General features: G+C 62.8%; 1 protein-coding gene. It reads right to left on the reverse strand.

All coding sequences use genetic code 11. The annotated features are described in order from the left end of the window. Positions 1-675: IS5 family transposase (locus SNA_RS29915; RefSeq protein WP_044367721.1), on the reverse strand; the 675-nt coding region annotated here is incomplete at its 3' end. Between the last annotated feature and the right edge of the window lie 222 nt (positions 676-897).

An 897-nucleotide genomic window follows, 5' to 3' on the forward strand; every position in this document is an offset into this window, starting at 1 on the left:
CCAGCGCCTTTTGACGACGTGGAAGCCGCGAACTCCTGGGTTTCTGTTGACGACTTCGACGTCGATTCCGAGGCTGGCGCCGTGCTCGATGACGGCGTTCTTGAAGCCGGTGTCGACCCAGCTCTTGGAGATGGTCGGGTAGGTCTTCTTGGCTTGGTCGAGGAGCTGGATTCCGACGGCATTCTCGGACAGGCTCGCGGCGGTGACGGTCACGGCGAGGATGAGTCCGATCGTGTCGGTGAGGATGCCCCGTTTCCTGCCGACGATCTTCTTGGCGGCGTCGGTTCCCTGGCTGGTCAGGGGCACATTGGTGGAGGTCTTCACGCTCTGGGTGTCGATCACGGAAGCGGTCGGTTCGGGCTTGCGTCCTTCCTTCACGCGGGCCAGGCCGGTCAGGTCGTAGTTGAGCTGGGCGAGGATTCCCTCGTCGCGCCAGGCGGCGTAGTAGGCGTAGACAGTGCCGTGGTTGGGGAAGTCGTGCGGGAGGTATTTCCAGGGGATTCCGGTGCGGTTGATGTAGAGGAGTGCGTTGAATACGTCGCGCAGGTCGACCTTGGCCGGCTGCCCGGTGGGCCTGCGGTCGAGCCGGGCCTTTCTCCAGGCCGTCAACGTCGGCTCGATTAAGGCCCATCGGGCGTCGGACAGGTCGCTGGGGTACGGCTTCCGCTGGCTCACGGCGTAGCGTGATCATGGATGCGGCGGACGGTGCTGTTCCGCTGCTGCTGGGCGTTTCTGCCTGATCTTCAAACCAGACGGACTTCGTGCATGAGAACCGGAGCAAACAGGCGTCCAAGTCCGCAGCTCTATGGACGCGAGGGTGCATGTATAGGGCAGATGCCTCAAGCCTGACGGCCGCGAAAGTTACTTACCGACACAGGCCATCTCTAAATGCCCACT

This window comes from Streptomyces natalensis ATCC 27448, from assembly GCF_000935125.1.
Lineage (GTDB): Bacteria > Actinomycetota > Actinomycetes > Streptomycetales > Streptomycetaceae > Streptomyces > Streptomyces natalensis.